A 23,175-nucleotide genomic window follows, 5' to 3' on the forward strand; every position below is an offset into this window, starting at 1 on the left:
ACGTAGCCGCGGCGCTCCGGTCGCGGAACTCAGGGAACCTTTCAGAGGAGTCGTCATGCGGCTGTTGAAGCAGCTCGTGGCCGTCGCGGCGGTCGCCTTCGTCGGCAGCCTGGGTGTGGGCGCGGTTCAGGGGAACGCGTTTCTCACCCTGGTTCTCGGTGTCGCGACGGCCGTGCTCGCGGTGTTCGTGTACGCCCGGGTGGTGCGGTGGTCCGAACGCCGCGAACCGGTGGAGGTGGCCGCGAAAGGTGCCGCCACCGCCGTCGGTCGAGGGATTCTGGTCGGTATCGGGTTGTTCACGGCTGTCATCGTGAACATCGCCTTCATGGGCGGCTACCGGGTCGACGGCGGCGGCTCGCTGGCGGGCGCTATCGGGCTGGTCGGATTCATGGCCGCCGCCGCTGTGACGGAGGAGCTGCTCTTTCGCGGTGTTCTGTTCAGGATCGTCGAGGAACGCACCGGTACGTGGATAGCGCTGACGCTTACGGGTCTGGTGTTCGGCATGGCGCACCTGTTCAACCAGCACGCCAGCCTGTGGGGCGCGCTCGCCATCGCGATCGAGGGTGGTGGCATGCTCGCCGCGGCGTACGTCGCCACCCGCACCCTGTGGGTGCCGATCGGCCTGCACTTCGGCTGGAACTTCGCCGCGGCCGGCATCTTCAGCACCGAGGTCTCCGGCAACGGCGCGACGGAAGGGCTGCTGCACGGGGTGACGTCAGGTCCGGCCCTGCTCACCGGTGGCGACTTCGGGCCGGAGGGAAGCCCGTACTCGGTCGTCTTCTGCGTGCTGGCGACGATCGCGTTCATGTGGCTGGCCCGCCGTCGCGGCAACCTGGTTCCTCGCCGGCGCGGCGCCCGGCCCGGCACGACCGCTACGCTCTCCCAGTGATCGGTCTCCATCGGGTCCCGGATCTGTGGCGGCGGTGTGACGTCACGGTCCGGGATTCTCCGCTCGCGCTGTTGTTGGCCGTCGCGTCGTTCCTGCCGGGGTTGCAGAGTGCCGGGACGCAGGTGGGCGACATGCCGCTCCGCCCCTACGACGCGCTGGCCGTCGTGGCGGTCGCCCTCCAGAGCCTCCCGCTCGCCGTGCGCCGGCGGTGGCCGGCCGTCTGTCTCGTCCTGGTGTCGCTCGGCTTCGCGCTCGACCAGCTGCGCGGCTACCACGCGTTGGCGGGCACCGGGCTGCCCATCGCGCTGATGAGCGCGGGCGCCCATCTGGAGCGTCACCGTCGCGTCATCGTGGTCCTCCTCTCCGTGGCGTACGTGCCGCTGGCGGTCGCGCTGGACCGGCCCGGCGGGCCCGAGAGGCCGGAAGGATTCGTGCTGTTCTACCTGGCGCTGGTGCTCGCTTGGGGCATGGGGGCTTGGCTGCGCTCCACCCGGGCCGCCGAGGCCGAACTCCGCCGCCACGTAGCCGAGGCCACTCGCACCGCCGAGCGCACCCGCATCGCCCGCGAGCTCCACGACGTCGTTACTCACCACGTGACGGCGATGGTCGTACAGGCCGAGGCGGCCCGCTACCTGACCGCCGTACCCGATCGCCTCGACGAGACGCTGAGCGCCGTCACCGACACCGGCCGGCGGGCCATCGCCGACCTGCGGCACCTGCTCGACCTGCTCAACCCCGGCCACGACACCGACGTCAGAACGCCGTCCGTTGGCGAGCTGCACACGCTCGTGGAGCAGACGCGTCAGGCCGGGCAGCCGGTGGAGTTCACCGAGGAGGGCCGGCCGGCGGAGTCGGCCGGCAGCGCCGAGTTCGTGACCTACCGGGTCGTGCAGGAGGCTCTGACGAACGCCCTCAAGTACGCCCACGGGAGCCGCACCGTGGTCCGTGTGCGCTATGGCCGGAAGGAGATCAGCGTGGAGGTCAGCACCGATGGTTCCGGCTCACGGAGGGGCTCCCCTGGTGGAAGCGGGCGGGGCCTCGCCGGGCTCCAGGAACGGGTCGACGCCCTGGGCGGCGAGTTCAGCGCGGACCGGCCCACGGGCGGCGGCTTCGTCGTGCGGGCACGCGTCCCCGCGGGGAGCCCGTCGTGAGCGCTCCGGTTGTCCGGGTCCTGATCTGCGACGACCAAGCGCTGATCCGTACCGGGTTCGCGACGATCATCGGTGCGCAGCCCGACCTCGAGGTGGTGGGGGAGTGCGGGGACGGGCGCGCCGCGGTCGACCTCGCCCGCCGGCTGAAGCCGGACATGGTGGTGATGGATGTGCGGATGCCGGTGCTCGACGGGATCGAGGCGACCCGCCTGCTGGCCGGTGCCGGGGTGGCGGATCCGATCAAGGTGCTCGTGGTGACGACGTTCAACCTGGACGAGTACGTGTACGAGGCGCTGCGCGCGGGCGCGAGCGGGTTCCTGCTGAAGGACGCCCCACCGGCGCAGCTGCTGAACGGCATCCGCACCGTCGCGACGGGTGCCGCGCTACTGGCACCCGAGGTGACGCGGCGGCTCGTCGGCAGGTACGCGTCGAGGATCCGTCCCGCCGAGGACACCCCTGACGGCATCGCGCTGACCCCGCGCGAACTGGAGGTACTGCGCCTCATCGCCGATGGCCTGTCCAACAGCGAGATCGCCGCGACCTTGGTGATCAGCCAGGAGACCGTCAAGACGTACGTGTCGCGTATCCTCACCAAGCTCGACCTGCGTGACCGCGTGCAGGCCGTGGTCTACGCCTACCGCAGGGGCTTGGTGACCTGAGACGCACCACACGTGTCCAGAGGCCGTTCAGACTGCCTTCACCCGGACCGGCGGCACCCTCAATCGGCGACGAGCCGGGCTTCGCCGGCCTGCTCGCGCTGGCGCCGCAGCTCGTAAGTGCCCGGTGCGATGCCGGTGAAGGCGTGTTCGGGATGCGCGAGGTAGGCGGACGCCCCCTCTGCGACGGTCAGCACACCGAGCACCAGTCCGCCGCCGAAGCGCTCCGGGCTGAAGAACGCCTTGCCGGTGGCGAGCAGGAGGTGGGTGTTGGCCTCGGCCTGGCCGCGGACGATCGGGACGCCGATCTCGGGGACGGGGGTGCGAGCCGGATCCCGGTCGGCCGGTACGACGGCGACATCGCCCTGGAACTGCAGGCCGGACAGGACGGGGATCTCGGCGTGCCGGTCGAGGTGCTCGTCGATGGTGACGCCGAAGGTGGCGATGGCCTGTTCGATGGTGGGCATCTTCTCGGGCTCCTTTGCCGGTGGGCGGAGGGTCAGGATCGTCGTTGCGCCGTGATGTACTGCGCGGAGGTGAGGCCGTAGGTCCAGGCGGCGGCTTGGAGGGGGTCGGTGCAGTCCGCGGGGACGGTGAGGCCGAAGCGGCGGCGGGTGCCGTCCCGTTCGACGGTGCCGTTGGTGCACAGCAGGACCCGCACGCGTGTGGGGTAGATGTCCGCGGGGACCTCGTGCAGGGTGAGGGTCTGCCCTGGGTTGCCGGGGTCGGGTACGGCGGGGCCGACCTGGGCAAGGCGGGCCTCGGTGATGAAGCGGTCCCAGCCGCGACGTTCGATGGCACAGCGGCGGATCTCGACGTTGGTTTCGCGGAGGATCTCGTCGGCGGTGAGGGTGTCGTCGATGACGGCTCGGGTGACGTGGGTACCGTGCCAGAAGTACAGCCCGAACCCGTCGGGCCAGACGGCCGTGGGGCCGTCGGCGCGGTGCGGCCGGTGCGTGACTCCGGCGCCTTCGCCGACTTGCTCGAGGTACAGCTCGGCCGGGCGCGGACAGAGCATGACAAAGTCCCGGAAAGGCCACCACCACCAGCCGGCGGGTGCGGATTGCGCCGCGGCCTGCTCCGCGACGGTTGGCCACGACCGGTGCTCGTCGAGCGGCGGGACCGCATCCTGCCCGAAGAGGCCGACCAGGGTCAGCCAGGTGTCGGACCGCTGGCCCGCCAGATGGGCCCGCCACAGCCGGCGCACCTCGCCGCGGATCGTATCCTGCCGCGGGCCGCCCACCGCCGCGTCCACCGCCGCCCCCACGGCCGCTTGCGACGCCGTGGCAAGCGTGGCCAATGCGCCGGTGGGCACATTCCGGCTCGTCGGTGGTGCCGGCTCCTTGCGGGCAGGTGTGACGCGCGCCCTTTCCCGCACCGCCGAGGCCATCGCGGAGCCCATCGTCTCGGCGATCTCGGCGTGCAGGGCGGTGGCCGCCGCGCCGTGCACCGGATCGCTCACCGCGCCGTCGGCCGCGACCCGGACCGCGGCGCGCACCGCGTGACCGACGGCCTCACCGGCGGTATCGTCCACCGCGCGGTAGACGGAGTCCAGGACGCGGTTGTTGCGGTGGCCGGTGCTCAGACAGGCGGCGATCGGTGCGGCGAACGCGCCGACGAGCGGTGAGGACACCCACACGACCCGTTCGGGGAACGGGAGCCCGATCTTCTGGTAGCAGGCACGGGCCGCGGACTCCCACGCCCGCCTCTCGGCGGCGGTGTCGTCGCGGCCGCACTCGGCCCGGGGCATGCGCTCCGCATCCCGATCATCGGCTGCCGAAGGGGCTGAACCCGGTGGATTCACGGTGGAGACCTCCAACTGAGGCGAGCCTCTGACCCCGTCCGAGGACGCCAGAATGTACTCGTGCCGGTTGGGGCCGCCCACCCCAGCGATCATGTACTCGGCGCAGCAGAATACCTGCCCGCGAGGTCACTCGGGGTCCGTTTGCCGACGGCGTGGGTCGCCTTGACACATCCGCCGATCTCCGTACATTCGGACGAATGCAAGTGACCGCCGTCGAAGACGCGTTACGGGCTCATCCCGATGACCTGGCCTCGTGGCGTGCCTACAGCGACTGGCTGCTGGAGCACGGCGACGCCAGAGGCACGCTGATCCGCCTCGAGCAGCGCCTGGCGCGCACCCGCCCCGCTGATCGCCCGGCCGTGGAGCGCGAGATCGCCGACCTCGTCGCGGAGCACGAGGACGGATGGGACGACGGGTTGCCGGCGACGGCGCGTGTGCTGGCGCGCCGGTACGGGTTCGCCGCGGAAGTGGCCGTCCAGTGGTCGGACGACGTCCGCGAGGCCGTGGAGCAGGTGCTGCACGGGCGGTTCGTCACCACGCTGAGGATCGCGCCGAACGCGGCGGCCGGCGAGGACGACGACTGGGACGACGACGACTGGGACGACGACGAGGGGGACGACGACGAGGGGGAAGGCGGCCCGGCGGCCGAGCTGCGCCCTGGCACCTTGGACATGCGGCTTCTCGACGGACTGGATGTCGGGCGACTCGTCGAGCTTGACCTCTCCTATCTGGATCTCGGCCCCGACGGCGCCGAGATTCTCGCCGCCTCGCTCCGCACCGACCGGTTACGGGCGCTGGAACTGCGGTATTGCCGTATCGGCGACGCCGGTCTGGCGGCCCTCGGGGCGTCCCCGCACCTGGGCGGACTGCGCCGCCTGCGCCTGCAGCGCAACAGGGTGACCGCCGAGGGCGTGCGTTCCCTGCATCGGTTTCCGGAGCTGACCGAGCTCGACCTGCGGTACAACGACATCGGCGAGGCGGGCGCGGAAGCCCTGCTCGCCGCCCCGTTCGTCGGGTCCCTCGCGCGGCTGTGGCTGTACGGCTCCGATGTGGGCCAGGCCGGCGTGCGGAAACTGGCGCACGCCGCGAACCTTCCGTCGGGGCTGCGCAGCTTGTGGAGGTGCGTGTGAGCATCGAACTTCGGGATCGGTTCTTCGTCCTGTCGACCAGGGATGTGGCCCCCGATGAGGCCGCTCGATATCGGGCGGAGGTGGACGCGACCGATGCCGAGCCGGCCGCGACGGTCGATGGATTGGACATCTCGTGGCATCCGTCGGCGCGGTTCAAGGCGGTGCGGTTCATTGATGCCGAGCGAATCGACGAGCGGGTGCGGGATCTGTTCGCCCGTCCCAGCGCGGACGCGCCGTACCTGGCGGCGGTGTTCGTGGATCCGCACGAGTTGTCGTTTCGCACGTTCGAAAACATCATCCCGCTGGACCGCCTGTTCGAGGACGTGCCGTTGGAGGCGGAACTGGCCGGGCGGGTGGAGCACACGGAGGGGGTGTTCTCGTTCTCGCTGCGGTTGCCGGCGCAGGCCCAGGCCCGGCTGGCACAGCTGGATGAGTTGAACCTGTACGTGCCGCCGCTGAATGCCGCCTCCCGGGGCGGTGAACGGTTCATCTTCCACTCGGCGCTGCTGGCCGAGGCGTTGACCGCGGCGGTGGCCGACGCGTTGCCTCCGGCGACGGCGGAGGGGTTCTCGCACGTGAACCCGGTGTTCAGGTGCAACCGGTTCGAGCCGGGTGACGCGAACTTCCACCGGCATCGGGACACGCCGTACTTCGACGCGGCGCGGCGGCACATCTCCCGGCACACGGTGCTGCTGTACCTGACCGGCGGTACGGGATCGCCGGCGCTTGACCTGGTCGGCGGTGCCGCGCTCAGCGAGATCGGCGACTTCACGTGTGTGATCTTCGATCAGCGGTACGAGCACGAAGGCGCCCCCTACCGCGACGGCCGCAAGGTGTTCCTGCGTACCGAACTCATCTTCACCGCCGACGAGGTCACCGAGGCGCCGGAGATCGGTGAGCTGTTCAGCAAGGCGTGCTACCTGACCGGTGAGAGTGTGTTCGCGCCAGAGTTGGCCCGGTCCGCCGACGCGTACTACAACCAGGTGGCGGCCGCCCACTGGAGCGGCTTGGGGGAAGGCCGCAGCCGCGAGACCTTCGTGCACAAGGAATTCCGTGGCGTGCACTTCGTGGCCAACGGCTACGACTTCTGGTTCCCCAAGACCGAGGCATTGTCGCTGGCGGAGTGCGCCGCGCTCACCCTTCTCGACTACTTCAACTGCAAGCTCGGCGACACCGCGTTCCGGGCGCTCTGCCGGACAGAGGTGATCGAGTCCGACAATGCCGGCTGGATCCCGGAGTTCCTGCGGGCCCGGCATAGCGGGTCGGCCATGACACGGGTCGACAAATCCGCGTTCTTCCCCGAGCCGGAGCGGCCCAACGGCCAGATCTGCTGCCCGTTCCACTCCTCCGGAGGCTACGACCCCACGCGCCACGACGAGATCATCGAGCTCTACACCGACGCGCAGTCCTTCGCCAAAGCGCACATCCTGCCCGCGCCGATCCTCATGCTCGGCGAGGACGTGGCCCTTGACCCAGACCGGTTCGTCATCCAGGACACCCTCATCCACGTGCTCGGCGAGGGCGCGCTCAAGCCGGTGAACTTCGCCGCCTGCTGGAACGACGAATCCATTCCTGAGGACTACGTGATCGTCGCGGCCAAGGTCGGGGTAGCGAAGTTCCTCGTCCCGCCCATCATGTACACCGAGTCCGCCGGCTGCTACCACCTCAAGTTCGACTTCTTCCGAAACTCCTGGATGGTCGACCACCGGCGGGCCACCATCCCCATCCCGAGGATCACCGACGAGGATTGGGCCGACCCAGACGAGAGGGGCGCCTGGCGCCGCTCGGTGGACAGTTCCCTCATCGATGACGAGCACCCGCTGTCGGCGAGCGACCTGTGGGACGACGAGGAGGACGACTGGGACGATGAGGACGACGCCGAGGACGACTGGGACGACGAGGACGGCACCGAGGACGATTCGGACGATGAGGATGACGCCGAGGACGATTCGGATGAGCAGGATGATGCGGACGAGGAGGACGACTGACGCGGCGAGGACCGTCGCGATGCCGCTTCTGCGCGGCTGTCAGTGGCCGGCGCTCATGCCTCCGTCTACGTGCATGATCTCCCCGGTGACGAACGGGGCCGTCTCGAGGTAGACCACCGCGTCGGCGATGTCGCTCACCTCGCCCATCCGCCCGACCGGGTGCAGCGCGGCGAGGGTCTGGTGGATCTCGTCCGGGTGCATCGGGGTCTTGATCGTGCCCGGTGAGACGGCGTTGACGCGGACGCCGCGAGTCGCGTACTCGATGGCCAGGGACTTGGTGGCGGACTGCAGGCCGCCCTTCGTCAGCGAGGCCAGCACGGAGGGGACGTTGGAGTCGGCGTTGTCGACCAGGCTGGTGGTGATGTTGACGATGTGGCCGCCGCCTTGGGCGAGCATGTGCGGGATGGCCAGCTGGGTGATCTGGAAGAACCCGGTCAGGTTCACACCGCTCACGGCGGCGTAGTCGGCGGCCGTGTAGTCGGTGAAGGGCTTGGCGATGAAGATCCCCGCGTTGTTGACCAGCGTGTCGATACGGCCGAAGCGCTCGATGCCGGCGGCGATGACGCGCTCGGCGGTGGCGGGGTCGGCGATGTCGCCCTGGACGGTCACGACGTCGGCGTCGTCGGCGGGGGCGATCGTACGCGAGGTGGCGACGACGCCGTAGCCTTCTTCGCCAAGCTCTACAACAACACCCAACGCCTCGACGCTCTGTGGACGAACTGCCTGGCCCTTCTCGGCGCCACCGCTCCCGCTCGGTGATGAACGGACATAAAACATTTGTGTATTTCACTTAACGAATGAGCTCGGCGAATATGAACAGATGATTTCCGGGGGTGCGGTCATATCGTCCTAACCTGCGGGTTTTAAATAACAGCCGACGTGGTTATCAACGCGGCCGAAAACCCCTATATGGTGGGGTCTCGCATGATCGGGCGGGCATGGCGGCCTGTCGCGATAACTGATAATTGATAGGTCGGGGAGTTATTGGTGAGCGGCGACACCCTCCGCGAGGAACAGGCGATTCGCCGGACCACCGACCACCTGGTGCAGGTCTTCGCCGGCACCCATTCCGCCGAGCACGTCGAGAGTGTGATGCAGGCGGCCTATCGCCGCTTCGACGGCCTTCCCGTCCGTGACTTCGTCCCCGTCATGGTCGAACGTATCGCTCGCGGTGAGCTGACGGCACGGGTGGCGGCGCCCGCGCCCGCCGAGCCCGCGCCCGCCGAGCCCGCGCCCACCCAAACCGCGCCCACCCAAACTGCGGCGCCGTCAGACAAGCCTGCGGACGTTCGGCCTGAGACGACCACCGCAGTCGCCCAACTGGCCGCGGTGCCGGCGAGAATGCCCAGCCGCAAGGTGCTGCTGCCGATCGGCCTGGGCGTCGCGGTCGTCGTGGTCGCCGCCGTGGTGGTCGTGAACCTCGGTAAGACGGAAGCCCCGCCCCCGGCTCCGCCGCTCACGATCGTGCGGGGCGTGATCGGCTCCGAGAAGAAGGCGTTCTTCGAGGATCTGCAGGTGGTGCGGGCCTTCGCCGACAAGGGCGTGAAGGTCGAGATCGAATCGGCCGGTTCCCGTCAGATCGCCACCTCGGTAGATCTCAGCCGCTTCGACTTCGCGTTCCCGTCGAGTGCGCCGGCGGGTGAGTTCATCCAGCGAAAGCGCAAGGTCAGTACGAAGTACACGCCGTTCTCCTCGCCCATGGCGATCGCGACGTTCCAGCCGATCGCGGACCTGCTCACCAAGGCGGGCGTCGTGAAGCAGGGCCCCGTGCCGACCTTCAACATCGGCCGCTACCTCGAACTGGTCACCACGGACACGAAGTGGGACCAGCTCACGGGCAACTCCGACTACCGCGTCGACAAGAACATCCTGATCTCCACGACGGACCCTCGCACCTCGAACTCTGCGGCCATGTACCTGGCGATCACCAGCTACGTCGCGAACGGCGGCAAGGTCGTGCACGGCGCCACCGCCGAGAAGAACGTGCTGCCCCTGGTGACCCAGCTCTTCACCAGCCAGGGCTACACCGACAACACCTCCGAGGGTCCGTTCAACGAATACCTCACGGTGGGCATGGGTCCGTCGCCGATGGTCTGGATCTACGAGGCGCAGTTCGTCGACGCGGCCACGCGAGGGCAGATCAAGCCGGGGATGGTGCTGATGTACCCATCGCCGACGGTGATGTCCAAGCACACGCTGGTGCCGCTCAACGCGTCCGGTGACCGTGTCGGACGCCTGCTCAGCACCGACGCGCAGTTGCAGCGGCTCGCCGCCGAGCACGGGTTCCGGTCGGCGGACGTCGACGACTTCGCCAAGGTCGCCGCGGATCACCAGGTACGCGTCGCGACCGACCTCATCGACGTCGTGGACATCCCCTCTTACGACACCCTTGAGCACCTGCTCGACAGCGTCGGCAAGTCATACGGCTAGCCGCGTCACTGGCCGCCGTTGCTTCCGGGCATGGACCCCGGCGCGGAAGATCCGGCCGGGGTCACGCCTTCTCGCCAGAGATCACCCGAGGTCACCCGAGATCACCCGAGAGAGATGCGGTCCAGGTCCGGGGCCGGGGTCGTGTCGTTGTGGAGCTTGATGGTGTTCGGGCCGGCCTTCAGCGTGACGGGGACGCTGACGGTGTAGAGGGTGTTGTTGGTCGTCCCGTTCACCTTCACCTCGATCGGCGTGCCGCCGTTGACCGTCACGAAGTACGACTTGGGGCCGTTCACCGTGAAGTCGATGTACAGCGTGTACGCCCGTGCCTCGGGGACCGTGACGTCCTCGAACAGCACATAGGCGTTCGGCTCGCTGCCCTGGTCCGGTCCGCCGCCGATGTTGCGTACCTTCTGGCCGCCCGAGCACGCCGCGCAGGCGGTGATCCCGGCTTCGCCGATCTTGTTGCGTGAGTCCTCGGCCTCCCGCATGAACACCCGGTCGGCGGGACGCGGACGCACTCCGACCTGGCTCGTGACCGTGTAGGGGCGGCCGAGCGACTGGAAGGTGGCGGTGATCGGGATGTCCGTCGCGGTCACGTCCTTTCCGGGGGGTGAGGTGAGCGTCCACGAGCCCGCCAGCGTCTGCCCGAGCCGTAGGGCCGACGCCTTGATCGTCTCGCCCTCGACGGTCCAGCCCGCCGGGACGGCCGGGGCGAACGCGACCTGGTCGAGCACGTCCTCGCTGTCCAGGCGCAGCGTGGCCGAGACGCGCAGCGTCTGCCGGCCGGGGCTGACCCATTGCAGCCCGGCCGGGTCGACGGTCAGGGTGGTCTTGGGGGTGTACGAGGCGGGCGGCATCGGGGCGACGGCCAGGCGATCCACCCCCGCGTCCCCGGACAGGGTGATCGTGTTGGTGCCCGCCTTCAGGGTGACGGGCAGGGCACTGGAGGCGGGGACGCCCTTGTTGTCGCCCGGCACCCGCACCTGGACCGGCGCCGCGCCGTTGACGGCGACCGACAGCGTCGCGGGCGTGGCGGAGGTGTGGTCGATCTGCAGGCGGTACTCGCCCGCCGCCGGGACGCTCACGTCGCCGTAGATGAGCGTGCCGTCCCGCAGCCCGACCACCTGGGCCCCGCCCGAGCAGGCGGCGCAGGACTCGACGCGGGCCCGACCCGTCCGCTGCTGCCGCTCCGCCTCTAGCGGCAGGCTGTCGCGCGAGACCGGGTATGAGTCCGCGACCTGGATCTCGTCGATCCGGAGCTTGCGGTGGAAGCGTGGCGCCTGCGCGCCCGCCCAGGTGTTGAGCACCTCCAGCTTCACGTAGCGGCCGTGCTGCTCGCCCAGGTCGAGGACCTGCATGCCGCGGGCGCTGCGCATCGCGCCGGCGCGCACCGGCTTGTCCCAGCGGCGGCCGTCGTCGCTGACATAGACGCGGTAGTCCTTGATCCGGGCGGAGTCCTCGGGCCGCCCGAAGGTCACCCTGGCCAGGACAGGCGACCATTCGCGCTGGTTGACCGCCAGATAGGCCACCTTCTTCCGCTTGCCGAGATCCAGCGTCACCGACACCGGAAGGTTGCCGTCTGAGTCCCAATATTTCGTGAAATCGTCGTCTACCAGCGCGGCGGCGGGATGCTCGGCCTGCTCGGCAGACGCGGTGGCCTTGACCACGGTGAGGAAGCCCTGGCGGCCGGCCGTCTCGACCTTGAACACCGTGTCGTAGTCATCCCACCGCGTGATGCCGAGGATCGTCAGGGAGCCGCCGGACTGCGTGAACCGCATCCGCTCGCCCGTACGCAGGTCGCTCACCCCAGTGACGCGATAGCCGTTGTCGCGCAGCCGTACGCTGTCGGTGCTGGGCTTGGTGAGCACGTGGACGTACTGGACCTTCCCGCCGTCGTCGCGCCGGACGGTGATCACGCCGTGCGCGCCGTCGTTCCAGAAGCCGGGCTGCAGGCCGCCGTACATGTAGCCGCCGCCCTCGGTGGCGTGCAGCGACTCCTTGATCGGCGGGACCCACGTGGACATGAAGGAGTTGAAGGCCTCCTGCTGCGGTGGGAACTTGCCGTTCACCATCGCGGTCTCCGCCATCAGCGACTTCATCGACGAGCCGGCGTTGGTGATGTACCGGCCGGTGGACAGGCGGGCGTCAACGGGGTGGTCGGCGCCGTCGTACCACCAGTCGCCGACCGTGGGCAGCTTGTAGTCCGCCTCGACCAGGCGCGGCATCGGGGTCCACGCCGCCTGCGGGTAGTCGTAGGCGGGGGTCATGCCGGTCTTCTGCTCGTTGCTGACCGTGTCCATGATCGGGGTGTCGGTGTTGTTGTTGCTCAGCAGCCAGTCCGGGCGCCGTTCACGGACCTTGTCGTACAGGCCGTTCTGCTGCCAGTACTCGTTCTCGTTGTCGATCCAGAACCCCGCCAGGTCCGGATATTTCTCCATGACCTCCAGGAAAAGATCCTGGCTGAACATCCCGAAGCCGGGTCGCGTGGTGATGTCGACCTGCCGGCCCTTGTAGGCGGAGTAGGCGGCCGAGTCGAGCATCTCGACGCCCGTGTTGTTGTGCCATTGCGGGTCGTCGGTCATGTAGAGCATGACCCGCACACCCTTCGCCTTCCCGGCGTTCACCAGTTCGCCGAGGAAGTCGCGGCGGGTGGCGCAGCTGCCCGGGATCGCGGACGGCCAGGGGCGGGCGTAGCCCAGCGCGCTGTGGAAGGTGGCCAGGACGATGTACGAGGCGCCGAGGTCGCGGGCCTGGTCGATCCAATAGTCAGGGGTCCAGCCGCCGTCGGTGACGTCGCGTTCCCACGCGGCGCAGTCCAGGTGCCGGGGCGCGGTGAACATGCCCCAGTGCAGGAACAGGCCCGCGGTGGAGTCGCGTAACCACTGCTGGCGAGGATGGACGGCTTCGGCGTGGGCCGGTACGGCGGTGAGCAGACCGACCAGCATCGCGAGGGCGAGGATGGCGCGCAGGCGCATACGGATCTCTTCCTACTTGACGCTACTTGGCGCTAATTGGCGACGCGCTATTTGGCGACGCGCTGGATGGCGGCGACCGCGGTGGTGGCGGCCTCGCCCGGGGAGGACTGTCCGGCGAGCACGGCGCTCCACGCCTCGGCCACCGGCTTGCGCATCTGCGTCAGCTCGGTGCCGAACCCGGGCAGCAGGTACGGCACGCCGTTCTCCAGTGCCTTGTTGAACTGGGTGTAGATCGGGTCCTTCATGCCCTCGGTGCCGGCCAGGTCCTTGCGCACCGGCATGCTGCCCGCGTCCAGAGCGGCGAGCTCGCCCTCCTTGCTGAGGAACATGGCGGCGATGGCGTCGAAGGCGGCGTCCTTGTCCTTGGTGAACGCGCTGACGTGCACGTTGTCGCCGAACTGGTAGACCTTGGCCGGGGCGCTCCCGTTGGGCACGGGCACGACCCCGTACTTGAAGGAGGCGGCCTTCTTGGCGTTGCCGTACTGCCAGTTGCCGCCGAGCACGAAGGCCATGCCGCCGGCGGTGAACTTCTGGAAGGCGACATCGGGGGTCCAGGTGGCGGCGTCCCTGGGCACGTAGCCCTTCTCGGCCCAGCCGCCGACCAGCTTGAGCGAGGTCTCCAGGGCGGCGGCGTCGGGCTTGGCGTAGTCGAAGCCGTACGCGGTGATGAAGGAGAAGGCGTTGACATCCTGGTCGCCCTGGCCGGGCAGGCCGATGCCGACGTACTTCTTGCCGATCTTCTCCAGGGCGGCGGTCAGCTCGTCCATCGTGGTGGGCGGTGTGATGCCCAGCTCGTCGAGGATCGTCTTGTTGTACCAGAGGGCGGTCGTGTTGTTGAAGCCCTGGACGCCGTAGACCTTGCCGTCCTTCTTGATGACGTTCGCGTCGGGGATCTGCGCCTTGTCCGGGAATTTGTCGAACTGGGCGGTGATGTCGGCGATCGCGCCGGCCTTGATGAGCTGGAGCAGGTCGGCGCCGCCCTGGACGAAGACGTCGGGGCCCTGCTTGGTGGCCGCCGTGGCGATCACCTTCTGGGTGAGCTGCTCGCCGGGCACGTACACGCTGTTCAGCGGCTTGGCCGGCTTGGCCTTGGCGTAGACGTCGCCCAGGTCCTTGGTGAACTTCGCGGTGGCGGGGATGCCCTGGGCGTAGTAGTGCCAGAACGTGACCTTGTTGGCGTCGCCCGAGCCGCCGGAGCCGGAGGTGCCGCACGCGGCGAGGGCGCACAGGGCCGCCGCGGCGGCGACGACGCGGAGTCTTGCAGAGATCAACGGACGCTTCCCATCGTGATACCGCCGACCAGCAGGCGCTGCCCGAACAGATAGATCAATACAGTCGGGACCGAGACCAGGACGGAGACCGCCATGAGACCCGGCCAGTTCACCCCGTAGGAGGACATTTGCTGCGCCAGCAGCGCGCTCACCGGGTACTGGCCCGGGTCGTTGAGAAAGGTGATCGCGTACAGGAACTCGCCCCACGCGCCGATGAAGGTGAGGGTGGCCACGGTGGCGATGCCGTTGCGGGTGATCGGCAGCACGATCTTGACGAACCGCTGCCACCTGCTCGCGCCGTCGCTGGCGGCGGCCTCCTCGATGGCGATCGGCACGCCGGTGAAGAACGGCCGCAGCAGCAGCATGCTGAAGGGCAGGTTGGTCGCGGCGATGGCGAGCGCGACGCCGTACAGGTTGCCGGTCAGACCCCACTGGGCCAGCAGCCGGTTCAGGGGGATGAGGGTGGAGGTGGCCGGCACCATCTGCAGGATGATCAGCGCGGCCAGCCCGCCGGTCACGATGGCGCCGTTGAGCCGGGCCAGTCCGTACGAGGTGGGCACGGCGACGACGAGCACGATGACCGTGGTGGACACGGCGATGATCACGGAGTTGACGGCGGAGGTGGCGAAGCCGCCGTTCCACACGTCGATGTAGGCCTGGAGCGTGGGCTTGAAGATGACCGCCGCCGATCCGGCGAACACGTCCTTGAGGCTCTTGAACGAGGTGGCCAGCAGCCAGTACAGCGGCAGCGCGTAGATCGCCAGCAGGACGACGCAGCCGAGCACGGTGACCGGCGTGTTGCGCTTGGCGTCGGTCATGCCTGCTCCCGCCGGTTCATCCGCAGGTAGACGGCGCTCAGGAAGAGCACGATGACCAGCGACAACGTCGCGGTGAACGACCCCTGGCCGAACTCGTAGAACTTGAACGCCTGCTGATAGCCCAGGTACGGCAGCGTGGTCGTGGAGGTGCCGGGCCCGCCGCTGGTCATCACGAAGATGAGGTCGAACGAGCGGAAGGCGTTGATCACGACGAGCACGCCGAGGATGGAGATGACCGGGCGCAGCAGCGGCAGCACGATGTGCCTGGTCACCTTCCAGCCGGCCGCGCCGTCGAGCGCGGCGGCCTCCAGCAACTCCTGGGAGACGTCGAGCAGCGCCGCGCGCAGCACGAGCGCGCAGAACGGCACCACCATCCAGGCGTTGACCAGCCCGAGCACGACGATCGCCAGCGTGCCGTTGGCCAGCCAGGGGACCGGCTGCTGGATCAGGTGCAGCCAGAGCAGCACTGAGTTGACCGGCCCGCCCGACTCAAGCAGAAATTTCCACAGATTTCCGGCGACCACCGCGGGCAGCGTCCACACGAACACCATCGCGCCCAGGGTCACGCCGCTCAGCCGGGTACGCGGACGCAGGATCAGCGCGGCGGCGAACCCGCCGGCCAGCCCGACGACCAGCACGATCACGACGATGGCCAGCGTCTGGAGCACCACATGACCGAACGACGGGTCCTCGATCACCCGCCACATGTTGTCCAGTCCGTTGAACGGCCGCTCGCCCAGCAGGTTCTCGGCGGTCACGTCGGAGAACGCCGTACGGAACAGGTCGATGAGCGGGTAGACCGACAGCACCGCGAGATAGATCGCGCCCGGCAGCAGGAACAGCATCGTCTTGGGGCCGAACAGCGTGCTGCCCGCCCGCTGCCGCGCTCGGCGCGTCGCGACCCGGTCGGCGGCGGCCGTCACCATCGCCCGGTCCTCGTCCGCTGTCCAACACGAGCGGAGGTCACCATCGCTCGACCCTCGTCCGCTCCCCGGTACGGGCGGAGGTCAGCGCGGCCTCCAGCATCGCGACGCTGTGCGCGTTGTCGGCGGCGGGCGAGGTCGGCTCACCGGTGCCCGCCACGGCGTCGACGAACGCCCGCAGCACCCCGGCCCGCTCGAACAGCGGCAGCTCGGGCACCTCGACCGCGCGCACGTTCCCGGCCGCGTCGGTGATCGACACGGCCCGGTGGTCGTCCGGCGCTGCCCCCCACGTCAGCAGCCCTTCGTCACCGGAGATCCGCCACACGCCGGGCCACGGCGTCTGCGGGCCGACTCCCTGGCTGGACAGGACGTAGTCGATCGTTAGCCCGCCGTCCAGCTCGACGATGAGGCTGGCTCCGGGGGTGTGATCCTGGGCCGAGCGTATGGGCGTGACCGGTACGCAGGTGATCGCCATCCCCTCCCGCCCGAACAGGTACCGCATCAGGTCGAAGTGGTGAATGGCCAGCTCGATCAGTGAGTTGGCGTCCCGGACCCCGGCGTGGTCGCGGTGCCATTCCAGCGAGACCCGGCGGACGGCGCCGACGGCTCGCCGCTCGAGCAGGTCGCGGACGACCGGGGCGCCGGGGAAGATCCGGTAGTTCTGGTCGATGCCGAAGACCAGGCCCTTCCGTTCCGCGAGGCCGGCGAGCTCCCTGGCGGTCGCGGCGTCCAGGGTGAACGGCTTCTCCAGCAGCAGATGCGCGCCGGCCTCCAGGACCTGCCGGGCGACGGCCGCGTGCGCGCCGATCGCGACCGGCGCGATGGCGGCCACGGCACCGGTGGCCGCCAGCGCCTCCTCAACGGTGGCGAACACGTTGTCGTCGCCGGTCTTGGCGGTGAACGCGGCCCGTGCCTCGGGGGAGGCGTCCACCCAGCCGGTCACCCGGACGTCGGGGAGCCGCGGGAGGATGTTCGCGGCCCAGTCGAGCCCCCAGGGGCCGAGGCCGATCTGGATCAGGTCGGTCATGCCTCGGCCCACCAGTTCCGCGGCCATTCGCCCTTCCTGGTGATTTTCGGCTGGGGCTGGGCGGGCGGCGTCGCCCACTGGACCGCGTTGGCCAGCACGCGCCTGATCTCGGGCTGGAAGTAGATCGGGGACTCCTCGTGGCCGGGTGCGAAGAAGAAGATCCGGCCCTTGCCCCGCTGCCACGCGCAGCCGCTGCGCAGCACCTCGCCGCCCTCGTACGAGCTGATGAAGACGAGCTCGTCCGGCTCGGGGATGTCGAGCGGCTCGCCGTACATCTCGCCCTTGGGGATGACGACCGGGTTGGGGACGCCGCGAACGATGTCGTGGCCGGGCAGGATCGTCCAGAGCAGCTCACTGTCGTCGTGCCGCCAGCTGGCGATCTTGCAGGAGGTGCCCAGCAGGGCCTGGGCGACCTTCGACTCGATGGCGGAGTGCAGGATGAGCAGGCCCATGCCGTCGAGCACCCGCCGCCTGACCCGCTCGACGACCTCGTCACCGACCTCGTCGTGCTTGAGGTGGCCCCACCAGAGCAGGACGTCGGTCTCGTCCAGTACGGCCTGGGTCAGACCGTGCTCGGGCTCCTCCTGGAGCGCGACGCGTACATGTGCCTCGGGGCCGAGGTGTTCGGCCAGCGCCTGCCCGAGCACGACGTGCAGCCCGTCGGGATACACCGACGAGACGCTGGGATACGTCCGCTCCTCATAGAACTCGTTCCACACGGTCACGTTCATTCGTTCGCGCACCCATCCGATGTTTCTGTGAGCCTGCCTCTATTTATGCAAGGCTTCTGCATATTAAGATGGGGTGACTCTAGGCACAATGCCTGGACTCCAGCAAGGTGAAAGGTCTCACATCCTGAGACTGGTGCCAGTGAGTTCGCTCCTCGCGAGTGCGATGATCTTCACCTGAGACATCCGATGACATAACGAAGAAAGGTCAGGATGACGAAGACCTCCGACGTCGCACGGCACGTTGTTCAGCTCCGAGCCGCCGGCGTGGCCCTGATCCTCGACCTCCGGTCCGCCGGGCTGCCCACCGTCGTTCACTGGGGTGCCGATCCGGGCCCGTGCGACCAGGCCGAGCTGGACGCGATGGCCGAGGCCGCCGTCCCGCCGCACGTCATCAACCTCATCGACGGACCCGTCTCGCACTCGGTACTGCCCGAAGGCCACACCGGGTGGTTCGGCATTCCCGGTCTGTCCGGCTCCCGCTCGGGTGCGGCGTGGGCGTCCCGCTTCACCGTGAGCAAGGCCGTCCAGGAGGAGGGGCGGCTCACCGTCGAGGCGGCCGATCCGGGCACCGCGCTCGGGCTGTGCCTCGTCATCGAGCTGACCGGCAGCGGACTGGTCCGGTTGCGCACCTCCGTACGCAATGACGGCGATGACGACTACCGGGTGGACGCGGTCTCGGCCGTCCTGCCGGTGCCCGAGCGGGCGGCGGACCTGCTCGATCTGGCCGGGCGCTGGTCGCGGGAGCGGCAGCCGCAGCGGGGGGCGTTCAACGTGGGCGTGCACCTTCGGGAAGGGCGGCGCGGCCGGACCGGGGCCGACGCCGCGACCGTGCTGGTGGCCGGGGTGCCTGGGTTCGGGTTCCGGTCGGGGGAGGTATGGGCGGTGCACACGGCCTGGAGCGGCAACCACCGCACCTGGGCCGAGCGCACGGGCGAGGGCTTCAGGACGCTGGGCGGTGGCGAGTCACTGCTGCCCGGTGAGATCGTGCTGCGGCCGGGGGAGAGCTATGAGTCGCCCGAGCTGTTCTTCGGGTACGCCGACGGGCTCGACGAGCTGGCCGCCCGCTTCCACCGGCACCTCAGGGAACGGCCGCACCATCCCGGCTCTCCCCGGCCGGTCAATCTCAACGTGTGGGAGGCCGTGTACTTCGACCATGACCTCGGCAAACTCCTCGCCCTGGCCGAGCGGGGAGCCGGGATCGGGGTGGAGCGGTTCGTGCTGGACGACGGCTGGTTCCACCGCAGGAACGCCTCCGACCGGGGGCTGGGCGACTGGTTCGTGGACGACCAGACCTGGCCGGACGGGCTGCATCCGCTGGTCGACCGGGTCAAGGAGCTCGGCATGACGTTCGGGCTGTGGTTCGAGCCGGAGATGGTCAGCCCGCTCTCGGAGCTCGCCGTCAAACACCCGGAATGGATCATGCGGGCCCGTCCCCAGCTGCCGCCGGCCTCGCGCTGGCAGCAGGTGCTCGACCTGGCGCACCCGGAGGCGTACGAGCACGTGCTCACCCGCATGTCCGAGGTCATCGCGGAGTACGGCGTCGGCTACCTCAAATGGGACCACAACCGCGACCTGATCGAAGCGCCCCACGTTCATCGGCAGACGCTGGCCGCCTACCGGCTGATGGACGAGTTGCGCGCCACCTTCCCCGGCCTGGAGATCGAGTCGTGTTCGTCCGGGGGCGCCCGCGTCGACCTCGGCGTCCTGGAGCACACCGACCGGGTGTGGGCCTCCGACTGCATCGACCCGCTCGAACGGCAGACCATCCAGCGCTGGACCAGCCAGCTCATCCCGCTCGAACTCATCGGCGGCCACGTCGCCTCCACCGTCTCGCACACCACCGGCCGCCGGCACGACCTCGCCTTCCGGGCGATCACCTCGCTGTTCGCGCACTTCGGGCTGGAACTCGACCTGACCAGGCTGGACGACGCTGAGACCGCGGAGCTGGCCGAGTGGATCGGGATCTACAAGCGCTACCGGGCGCTGCTGCACTCCGGCACACTGGTCCGCGACGAGTACCCGAGCACGGGCCGCTGGCTGACCGGCGTGGTGACGCCGCGGCTGGCGCTGTACTCGGTGGCGGCGGTGCGCCGCTCCGACGAGGAGCCCGCGGGGCGGATGACCTTCCCCGGACTCGATCCGGCCCTGCGGTACGCGGTGCGACTCGTCGGCCCGAACCGGGACGACCTCGGCCCCCGGCCCGGCTGGCTGGACGCGCCGGGCCGGCTCAGCGGCGCGACGCTCGGCACGGTCGGGGTACGGCTGCCCACGCTACGGCCCGAGACCGCCATGCTCATCGAGATCGCGGCACAACCGGCGCTTGACGGGCAAGCTGTAGGCAACGCCGAGTGGGACACAGAGCAGAAAGCGAACGGATGACCTCCTCCAGGGTTCGGCCGAGCACGAGCACGCAGCTCGGCGGTGACACCTCCGCGCTGCGGACGCTCAACCTGCGCTCTGTGCTGCGCGTGCTCTACGGCGGCGGCAGCCACACGATCGCCTCGATCGCGGCGGCGGCCGGCATCTCGCGCCCGACCACGACCCAGGCGATCTCCGACCTGCTCGCCGCGGGCTGGATCCAGACCGCCGACCAGGTCATCGACAAGGTCGAGAAGAAGGACGGGCGGGGACGGCCGGCACAGCGCTTCGAGTTCCGTCCGGGCGCGGGCCACGTGCTCGGGGTCGACATCGGCGGCCACAAGGTGCTGGTGCTGGTCAGCGACCTGTCCGGGGAGATCGTCGCCGAACGCCGCGAGAGCCTGCGCCCGACCTCCCCACGGTCCAGGCGGCTGACGATCATGAACGAGGCGATCAACGAGGCCCTGGACGCGGCGGGCCTGTCCGCCGCCGACATCTCGTGCGCGGCGATCGCCACCCCCGGCGTCGTCGGCCCGGACGGCAAGGTCGCGCACGCCCCGGCCATCCCCGAATGGGCCGGCGTCGACCTGGGCGGGCACGTACAGAACCGGTTCGGCATTCCGACCCAGGTCTTCAACGACATGCGGATGGCCGCGCTGGCCGAACACTGGAAGGGCGTAGCCCGTGACGCCTCCGACGTGGTGTACGTCCACGTCGGCCGCCGCATGGGCACCGGCCTGCTGGTCGCCGGCAGGCCGCACGCCGGACGGCACGGCGCGGCGGCCGAGATCGGTATGTGGCGCGGGCTGCCGTGGGCGCACGCGTACGAACGGCTGCTGGATCTGGCACCGGGGCGAAGTACGGACCACGAGGACGCGATCCAGGCCATCTTCGAGGCGGCCAAGGCGGGCGACGCCGCCGCCCAGGCGGGCATAGACGGGTTCGCCGACCTGCTGGTGGAGGGTTTGGCGCCGGTGATGGTGACGATCGACCCCGAGCTGGTGATCATCGGGGGCGGCATCTCGGCCGCCGGCGAGGCCATTCGCGAGCCGGTACGCGTCCGCGTCGAACGCGAGACGGACTTCCCGCCCGAGGTGGTCTGCTCGGTGCTGGGCGACCATTCCTCCGCGATCGGCGCCGTGCGTTGCGCACTCGATGTCGCGGAGGAACGTCTCTTCGCCGAGCTCAAGCCGGGTCCGGGAACGCCGGCTCAGCAGGGGGCAGGGGTCGCGCTCAGCAGGGGGTGAAGTAGTACTTCGCCTGGCCGTCCGTCGTCCCCCACTGGCCGGGCGGCTGAGAGCATCCGGACCAGCGCTGTCCGACGATCTGGTCCCCCACGAAGTAGCTGATGACGAGGAGGAGGTCGCCCCCCGGCGGGGGAGGGGGAATCGCCTGGGCCGGGGTGGAGCCGAGGGCGAGGGCGCTGAGAGCCAGCGCCACCACTAAAACGCCGCGCTTCATTTTCATGCAGGTTCCTCCAGATCAGCCGAGTTTCGGGCCAGAGCGAACGCCGAAGCTATTTGCCTGAATGAGATCACGATAAGCGCTGTCGATCAAGGTGTCGGCAGCAGTCGCTTCTCCGCCGCCATTTTCGGGGACTCGATGAAAGTTTCACCATTTTTGGCGTGTTTCCCCAGCTCAGGCGCATCCCTGCTTGACCGGCCGCCGCTCTGCGAGGACGTTCGTGTCGAACCTTCTGAGTTGGGAGTCCGATGAGTCACCCCCGTCGCCGGTTGCTCGCCATTCTGCTCTCCGCTTTCCTGGTCGCGCTGGGCGCCTTGGCGCCCCTGACGGAACAGTCCGCCAGCGCGGTCAGCGACCCGCCCGGCCCGGTGACGGGCAACGCCACCTACTTCGATGGACTCGGCATGCCGTACGGCGGCTGCGGCCTGCCCCAGGCGAACATCGACTCACCGGACTTCGTCGCGCTCAACGTCTACAACACGCCTGGCGACTACTCCTTCTACCCCCGGCCGCTGACCGGGGCCAACCTCAGCAAGGCCGGGCTGTGGAACAACGGCCTGAACTGCGGCCGCTACATGCAGGTAGAGATCGGCGATTACTGTACGGGCACCAACGACGGCGCGCAGAACCAGGCGTTCTGCCGCAACGGCTCCTGGGTCGCCGACGCGTACAAGGGCGCGAAGCTGACCATGCTGGTCGCCGACAGCTGCGGCGACTCCAACGCCTGGTGCCGCGACGATCCGTACCATCTGGACCTGTCCAAGGACTCGCTCAACCGGTTCGTGAAGAACGGCGCCCCGATCGGCGACATGTATCCCAGCCATTGGAACAACCGCCACGTCACCTGGTCGTTCGTCCCCGCGCCCAACTACAGCGGCGACATCAACATCGGGTTCCTGCAGTCCGCCCAGGTCTGGTGGCCCGCCATCTCCGTCTCGCACCTGGCCAACGGCATTCACGGCGTCGAGTACTTCGCCAACGGCGCGTGGCAGACGGCCCAGATGAACGGCGACATGGGCCAGTCGTACATCATCGGCGGGACCACCTCGGGTGGTAACCAGTACCAGATCCGGGTGCGCGACGTCACGGACACGCTGATCAACGGCGGGCGCGTGTACAGTTTCACGCTTCCGTCCACCTGCAACCCGTGCGGCACGCCGTACACCAAGGTCAGCTACACCACCTCGACCGGCTCGACCTCCACACCCACCCCGACCCCCACCCCCACTCCCACTCCAACTCCCACGGGCGGCACCGGTGTCTCGTGCGGCGTGGACTACCAGGTCCCCAATGCCTGGCAGGGCGGCTTCACGGCCAACGTCACGGTGCGGAACACGGGCACCACGACCTGGAACAACTGGACGGTCACGTGGACCATGCCGTCCGGCGTGACCCTGACCAGCGCCTGGAACTCCACCATCACGCCGTCGGGTTCCACCTGGACGATCAAGGCCCCGAGCTGGGCCACGACCCTGGCGCCGGGCGCGTCGGCCACCTTCGGCTTCCAGGCCAACGGCCCATCGACACCCGGCCCGACCAACATCACCTGCTCCTAGGTCG

Annotated in this window: 19 protein-coding genes; 9 read left to right on the forward strand and 10 right to left on the reverse strand. The window is 69.2% G+C overall.

Annotated elements, in window-relative coordinates; genetic code table 11:
- Positions 1–55: 55 nt before the first annotated feature.
- From AB0L53_RS32025 to AB0L53_RS32035, 3 genes are read left to right on the forward strand one after another with little or no spacing between them, the layout of a single operon-like run.
- The gene (locus AB0L53_RS32025; RefSeq protein WP_364001756.1) at positions 56–889 is read left to right on the forward strand and encodes a type II CAAX endopeptidase family protein; all 834 of its coding nucleotides are present in this window, start codon (positions 56–58) and stop codon (positions 887–889) included.
- Positions 886–2,040 carry a histidine kinase gene (locus tag AB0L53_RS32030; protein WP_364001759.1) on the forward strand — a complete coding sequence of 385 codons (1,155 nt, stop codon included), beginning with the start codon at positions 886–888 and terminating at the stop codon, positions 2,038–2,040. The genes AB0L53_RS32025 and AB0L53_RS32030 overlap by 4 nt, the downstream gene beginning before the upstream one ends.
- The gene (locus tag AB0L53_RS32035; protein ID WP_357953785.1) at positions 2,037–2,699 is read left to right on the forward strand and encodes a response regulator transcription factor; all 663 of its coding nucleotides are present in this window, start codon (positions 2,037–2,039) and stop codon (positions 2,697–2,699) included. Before AB0L53_RS32030 ends, AB0L53_RS32035 begins: the two co-directional genes overlap by 4 nt.
- Positions 2,700–2,758: 59 nt before the next feature.
- Here the strand turns inward: AB0L53_RS32035 and AB0L53_RS32040 are convergent, their stop codons facing one another.
- Together AB0L53_RS32040 and AB0L53_RS32045 are read right to left on the reverse strand one after the other, a co-directional pair.
- On the reverse strand, positions 2,759–3,163 hold the full coding sequence (locus AB0L53_RS32040; protein ID WP_364001762.1) for a hypothetical protein: 405 nt from the start codon (positions 3,161–3,163) through the stop codon (positions 2,759–2,761).
- Between the two features lie 32 nt (positions 3,164–3,195).
- Complete coding sequence (locus tag AB0L53_RS32045; protein ID WP_364001765.1) at positions 3,196–4,446, reverse strand: DUF6745 domain-containing protein; 1,251 nt, start codon at positions 4,444–4,446, stop codon at positions 3,196–3,198.
- A 251-nt stretch (positions 4,447–4,697) separates the two neighbouring features.
- On the opposite strand from AB0L53_RS32045, the gene AB0L53_RS32050 reads away from it, so the two are divergent.
- Both AB0L53_RS32050 and AB0L53_RS32055 read left to right on the forward strand, forming a co-directional pair.
- A complete protein-coding gene (locus AB0L53_RS32050; protein WP_364001768.1) occupies positions 4,698–5,630 on the forward strand; it encodes a TIGR02996 domain-containing protein in 933 nt (310 codons plus the stop codon).
- Positions 5,627–7,618, forward strand: coding sequence for a hypothetical protein (locus tag AB0L53_RS32055; RefSeq protein ID WP_364001771.1), 1,992 nt, complete (start codon positions 5,627–5,629; stop codon positions 7,616–7,618). The genes AB0L53_RS32050 and AB0L53_RS32055 overlap by 4 nt, the downstream gene beginning before the upstream one ends.
- A gap of 39 nt (positions 7,619–7,657) precedes the next feature.
- Here the strand turns inward: AB0L53_RS32055 and AB0L53_RS32060 are convergent, their stop codons facing one another.
- Positions 7,658–8,314, reverse strand: coding sequence for an SDR family oxidoreductase (locus AB0L53_RS32060; protein ID WP_364001774.1), 657 nt, complete (start codon positions 8,312–8,314; stop codon positions 7,658–7,660).
- Positions 8,315–8,605: 291 nt separating this feature from the next.
- Between AB0L53_RS32060 and AB0L53_RS32065 the strand changes: the two genes are divergently transcribed.
- The gene (locus AB0L53_RS32065) at positions 8,606–10,048 is read left to right on the forward strand and encodes a three-helix bundle dimerization domain-containing protein (protein ID WP_364001777.1); all 1,443 of its coding nucleotides are present in this window, start codon (positions 8,606–8,608) and stop codon (positions 10,046–10,048) included.
- A gap of 101 nt (positions 10,049–10,149) precedes the next feature.
- Here AB0L53_RS32065 and AB0L53_RS32070 read toward each other — a convergent pair whose 3' ends face one another.
- The 6 genes from AB0L53_RS32070 to AB0L53_RS32095 are packed head-to-tail and all read right to left on the reverse strand — an operon-like array spanning position 10,150 to position 17,805.
- A complete protein-coding gene (locus tag AB0L53_RS32070; RefSeq protein ID WP_364001780.1) occupies positions 10,150–13,023 on the reverse strand; it encodes a CBM35 domain-containing protein in 2,874 nt (957 codons plus the stop codon).
- A gap of 47 nt (positions 13,024–13,070) precedes the next feature.
- Entirely contained in the window at positions 13,071–14,294 is a 1,224-nt protein-coding gene (locus AB0L53_RS32075) for an extracellular solute-binding protein (RefSeq protein WP_364001783.1), read from the reverse strand.
- The gene (locus tag AB0L53_RS32080) at positions 14,291–15,112 is read right to left on the reverse strand and encodes a carbohydrate ABC transporter permease (RefSeq protein WP_357953773.1); all 822 of its coding nucleotides are present in this window, start codon (positions 15,110–15,112) and stop codon (positions 14,291–14,293) included. Before AB0L53_RS32080 ends, AB0L53_RS32075 begins: the two co-directional genes overlap by 4 nt.
- Positions 15,109–16,038: a sugar ABC transporter permease gene (locus AB0L53_RS32085; RefSeq protein ID WP_364001787.1), complete on the reverse strand. Its 930-nt coding sequence runs from the start codon at positions 16,036–16,038 to the stop codon at positions 15,109–15,111. Before AB0L53_RS32085 ends, AB0L53_RS32080 begins: the two co-directional genes overlap by 4 nt.
- A gap of 37 nt (positions 16,039–16,075) precedes the next feature.
- Entirely contained in the window at positions 16,076–17,089 is a 1,014-nt protein-coding gene (locus AB0L53_RS32090; RefSeq protein ID WP_364001790.1) for a Gfo/Idh/MocA family oxidoreductase, read from the reverse strand.
- Positions 17,059–17,805, reverse strand: a complete 747-nt coding sequence (locus AB0L53_RS32095) for a ThuA domain-containing protein (protein WP_364001793.1) — start codon at positions 17,803–17,805, stop codon at positions 17,059–17,061. Before AB0L53_RS32095 ends, AB0L53_RS32090 begins: the two co-directional genes overlap by 31 nt.
- A gap of 198 nt (positions 17,806–18,003) precedes the next feature.
- Here AB0L53_RS32095 and AB0L53_RS32100 point away from each other — a divergent pair, with 198 nt between their 5' ends.
- Together AB0L53_RS32100 and AB0L53_RS32105 are read left to right on the forward strand one after the other, a co-directional pair.
- Complete coding sequence (locus AB0L53_RS32100; RefSeq protein ID WP_364001796.1) at positions 18,004–20,172, forward strand: alpha-galactosidase; 2,169 nt, start codon at positions 18,004–18,006, stop codon at positions 20,170–20,172.
- Positions 20,169–21,398, forward strand: a complete 1,230-nt coding sequence (locus AB0L53_RS32105) for an ROK family protein (protein WP_364001799.1) — start codon at positions 20,169–20,171, stop codon at positions 21,396–21,398. Before AB0L53_RS32100 ends, AB0L53_RS32105 begins: the two co-directional genes overlap by 4 nt.
- On the opposite strand, the gene AB0L53_RS32110 is transcribed toward AB0L53_RS32105, so the two are convergent.
- Positions 21,385–21,618, reverse strand: coding sequence for a hypothetical protein (locus tag AB0L53_RS32110; protein WP_357953761.1), 234 nt, complete (start codon positions 21,616–21,618; stop codon positions 21,385–21,387). The genes AB0L53_RS32105 and AB0L53_RS32110 overlap by 14 nt on opposite strands.
- A gap of 245 nt (positions 21,619–21,863) precedes the next feature.
- Between AB0L53_RS32110 and AB0L53_RS32115 the strand changes: the two genes are divergently transcribed.
- Complete coding sequence (locus AB0L53_RS32115) at positions 21,864–23,171, forward strand: cellulose binding domain-containing protein (protein ID WP_364001802.1); 1,308 nt, start codon at positions 21,864–21,866, stop codon at positions 23,169–23,171.
- Positions 23,172–23,175: the final 4 nt, after the last annotated feature.

It is taken from the genome of Nonomuraea sp. NPDC052129, assembly GCF_040680095.1.
Taxonomy (GTDB): Bacteria; Actinomycetota; Actinomycetes; order Streptosporangiales; family Streptosporangiaceae; genus Nonomuraea.